The 4,225-nt window shown below is 63.6% G+C and carries 3 protein-coding genes; 2 read left to right on the top strand and 1 reads right to left on the bottom strand.

What is annotated here, in order from left to right:
* Positions 1–2,363 precede the first annotated feature (2,363 nt).
* The gene (locus ACLP25_RS24835; protein WP_442471794.1) at positions 2,364–2,612 is read left to right on the top strand and encodes a type II toxin-antitoxin system Phd/YefM family antitoxin; all 249 of its coding nucleotides are present in this window, start codon (positions 2,364–2,366) and stop codon (positions 2,610–2,612) included.
* Positions 2,609–3,058, top strand: a complete 450-nt coding sequence (locus ACLP25_RS24830) for a type II toxin-antitoxin system VapC family toxin (protein ID WP_442471793.1) — start codon at positions 2,609–2,611, stop codon at positions 3,056–3,058. Before ACLP25_RS24835 ends, ACLP25_RS24830 begins: the two co-directional genes overlap by 4 nt.
* Positions 3,059–3,389: 331 nt before the next feature.
* On the opposite strand, the gene ACLP25_RS24825 is transcribed toward ACLP25_RS24830, so the two are convergent.
* Positions 3,390–3,542, bottom strand: a complete 153-nt coding sequence (locus tag ACLP25_RS24825) for a type II toxin-antitoxin system VapC family toxin (RefSeq protein WP_442471792.1) — start codon at positions 3,540–3,542, stop codon at positions 3,390–3,392.
* Between the last annotated feature and the right edge of the window lie 683 nt (positions 3,543–4,225).

The following is a 4,225-nucleotide window of genomic DNA, read 5'->3' as shown; positions in this document are numbered from 1 at the left end:
TTCAACTGCGCCGAAAGGGTTCTTGCGTTTTCAGCGATAAGATCGTCGAGTGACGCCGGAGCCCGCAAGGGTGGGTTCGGGGTGACTGCGTTTGTCTGGGGCGTCATCTACGGCAAATCCCGTATCACAGCGGCTGCCGCGTAGGTGAAGCCGATTCTTCCATTTGGTCAACCGAAAAAGGGTTAACTCAGATTAACTATTTTGGCCGTGAAGTGGAACGTTGTTTCTTACTTTGAGCTAGCGGGTGCGGCGGCGCGTTTCTAGCGGATGCAATTAGAAGTTTGGTCGGCGATTATGGAACAAGGCGTTTAAGGTCGCCCTGTACGGCATGCTTCTGAGCTATTCGTGTGCTGCGCTTTGCGCCCCGGGCGGCGACCCGCGCCCCAGGAGACACTTGGGTCACTTCGGGGTGCCAACACCCGATCGCGGCGATTGTCGAGATAGGCCCATCTCCGAGGCATCTATCCGTGGCCATAAGCTGATCTTGTTCGGCCGCGAAAAAGTTGGGAGCTCCCAACTATCGCCTGCCACGCGCACTCCAGCGCGACTTTCGCCGGGGCCGCGGTGGGGCAAAACTCAACGATCCGCCGGCCCCTTTGGCCAACCCGGCCCCACTCCAGAACCAGACTGAAGATTCGGGCAGGGCGGTTCGATCGACAGACCGCAGTACCGATATGCGTTCCTTCGCAGATCCCCCACTCCAAAGAAACAACAGAAAGGTGCCCGACTTCATGAATGACGCTCTCGTCCATTCCCTTTTTTGCCGAACCCATGGCGGTCCGTCGCACGATTTATTGAGTCGAATACGGCGGACAAAATCAAAACGCGGATGGACGCGGGGTCTCAGCTGGCACGTCTGCCCGCTCTCAGCGAGCCGGCGTTGGCAGCTAGGAGTTGGGAGTTCCCAACTCCGAAGGCCTGGCTGTTGAGGAAGCGCCGACTAGGCTACGAGGCTCGTCTTTGATCAGGGCCAGGAGTTGGTCTTTTACGGTTCGCGACGAGGCTGCCGACAAGGCCTAGGTCAACCTGCTGCACCGGAAGCCCTCCATCCCTACTTACACGCCTAAGCGCGTCGCCCTTCCGCGCGGCCGTTTCGCATCGTGTAATAGCTCGCGCATACTGGACCGAGCGGTGCTGAGATTGTTGCATCGCTTCCGGCAACGAGACGCCGCAGCGCCACTTCGGTCAGATTGCATGCCCGCAGTCCGTGCGCCGACAAGTCCCGCGGGTCGAGACCCGCCGCCGCGCACCGGCGCTTGACGATCAGGTTGATCTACTGCGGCGCCAGGGCGGTCAATGGCGCGAGACGCGCGGCCTTTCGCAATGTCGGTTCGCTCCAGCCGCTCCCTGAGCGCCGCGACCGACAGCACCTCACCGTCGTCGGCGGCGACCATTCTCTTGTTGCGACCGAGCCGGATGGCGAGACAGGGCAGGGCGGCGGAATTCGGGGCCGCGCGATCGAAGGGAACAGGGGGCTACCCCTGAACCTGCACTGCTCGCAGCCCCGCAACGTCGCTGTGCCGCCGGCCGCCGGAGGCGAAGGCGACGGTCAGGATGGCGGCGCAGCGCGCGTCGACCAAACGGTCGGAGGCGCAAGTCGCTAGCTAGAAGGCGGTCGAGAATATCGCGCGTCACGGCGCGCCCACTCTTTCGGCGGCGCGGGCGGACGGACGCGCACACCGCCTGTCCCCCGGCGACCGCGGGGCAGGCGGAGCGAAGGGCCAATCGAGTCCATCCAGCGATGCAGCCACCCAGCGCCGACCGCGGGACAGGTCCACAGGTGACGGGCGACGAACTTGAGTTGGAAGATTTTCGGTCGCGGGCCAAGGCAGGGGACCGCCGGTTCCGGCCAGCGCCCAAGCATTGAGATCGGCGGCGTCCGACGCCAGCGCCCTCACCGTGTCTTCCTCCCTTGCCTTCGCTGCCGAGGTGTTTCAGCATCTCGACGTCGCCGTCTGTCAGGAACTGCGCCAAGCGGTCGCGCCGGTCGATCGGCAGGATGGCCGCGAGTGGTCAAACTCCAGGGCGCGTCGCTGCTCCGGATCGGTTTCCAGCCAGAATTTTTTGATCGACGTCCAATGTTCGCGCCTCGCGATTGGCCCCTCATCGAAGCCGGGCAGCCGAATCAGGCGGGCCCGCCCGAGTCGCAGCACACGCGAAGCCTCGCCGGCTTCTCGGCTCCCGGCGGCATAAGGCGCCGGGACGCGGGGGTCGCCAGAGGCGCCAGGCCGAAGCTCACGGCGCGGACGACCTGTAGCAACATCCGAATTCCCGCTAAACGACCTGCCCCCTAAAACGCGTGAGCTTTAACCCGCGAACATGCTAGTGTGGTCACAAGTGACCACATTGAAACGGACCCGCCGATGCCAACCATCAATCTCAAAGAGGCCAAGGCCGGATTCTCCAACCTCGTCGACGCAGCCCTCAGGGGCGAGTTCGTGACCATCACCCGCCACGGCAAGCCGGTCGCCGCTCTCGTCTCCGTCGAAGCCGCAGAGATCGCGCGCAAAGCGATTGAACGGAAGCGTCACGGACTTGTCGCCTACCTCAGGACCTTTCCAGGAGGCGAATTCGAGCGCAACCGCTCGCCGTCTCGGGACGTCGACCTGTGACCGGCTACCTGCTCGACACCAACGTCATCTCGACGCTCTCCCCTTCACGGAACGATGCCTCGGTCACGTTCACGGACTGGTTGGAGCGCATGGACCGTGAAGGCAGGATCTTCCTCTCCGTCGTTAGCGTCCACGAGATCGAAAAGGGAATTGCTCTGTCCGAACACAAGGGAGCGACCAAAAAGGCGGCAGCCCTGAGGATCTGGCTCGCCGGCCTGATTTCGAACTACGACGACAAGGTCATCGGCCTCGATGCCTATGCAGCAGCGATCGCCGGTCAATTGGAGGCCAAAGCCATCGCAGAAGGGCACGATCCGGGCATGGCAGACGCCGTCGTTGCCGGTATTGCGAAAGCTCACGACCTTGTTGTGGTCACACGAAACACGAAGCACTTTCTGCCTTTCGGCGTCGCCATCTCGTCGCCTGACGAACTCACTGGGCCTTGAAAGCGGGCGCCGTCGATCTCGAATTTCCACGCGACCGCCGAAACCGCCGCTTGATCGTGGTGACGGTCCGTGGCCTGCCGCGCGGGCCCGCGGAACCGGACGGTATCGTCGCGAGATGGAGGAGGCCGACGTCTGCGGGGTCAGCGAGAGGTCGAGGCCCTGGCGGGCGCGCTAGCGCAGATAGTCGCGCCAAGCGGCGGCATAGGCGCGGTTCGTGTTCTTGAACGTTGCGGCGCGGGCGTAGGCCCGGGCCGTTTCGGCCAGCGGCTCGAGTCGGGAGGGCAGGGGGGCTCGCCCGGTTGATAGTTCTCCGGCAGGGCAGGGGACTTGCTCATGCCGGCCTGATGTCGGCTAAAGCGAAATCCTGGTCCTTGAATAGGAGGGCTTCGACCGTCGCCTTGGCGAGCCCGTAAAAAAAGTCGCCGAACTTCAGGCCGGCCTTGTGGCGGCCCTTACCGAAGTCGAGAAAGGCCTGCCGGGTCAATTCGCCGTGCTCGAGGGTGACCGGTTCGAGGACGACGCCGGCGCGTCGAAAGGAAGGCCTCGGTCTGGCGCATGACGTCCGGTCCGAGCTTGCTTTCGATCGCCACCGACAGTTCGACAGAGTTCGCGACGCCGATGTGGCAGACGTCGGCTTCATAAGCGACGAAGGCTTGAGCCTCCGGCTCGCGGTACAGGATGGCGCCGCCGTGCCGACGATCATTTCCGGAGGCCATGCTTGTCGTAGAGCAACTCGGCGTCGTCCAGGTAGGGGCCTTTGAAGGAACAACTGACCTCCGGGGTTCTCGCGCCGGCCCTCGCCCCCCGGCATCATGCTCGATGTCGGCGCGCTCGTCGCGTGACCGAGGAGCCTTTGTCATTGAAAACGAGCGGTGAGCTTCTACGATCAGAAATCGTACTCCAGGATGTCATTGGTGCGCCGCGCGAGTTCACGGCCGTAAACGGTCCAGATCCCGCTGCCCCAGTAGCGATAGCAACTCGTCTGGCGGCATCGTCACGTTGCCATGCGAAGAGTGCGAGTGGACGACGCCACAGCTATTTTCAAGCGGCCGCGACGACCCCGCGCCACGTGCTCATCGCCGCGGCGCGTAGCACGCGGTGTGATTGAGCTGACGTGAGATGGCGTTGGACGGGGTTGTCACGTTGCGGTGCGGGCGCGCGCGAGGT

The sequence above is a fragment of the Roseiarcus sp. genome (assembly GCF_052145395.1).
Taxonomy (GTDB): domain Bacteria; phylum Pseudomonadota; class Alphaproteobacteria; order Rhizobiales; family Beijerinckiaceae; genus Roseiarcus.
This window is presented reverse-complemented; position numbering and strand designations above follow the sequence as displayed.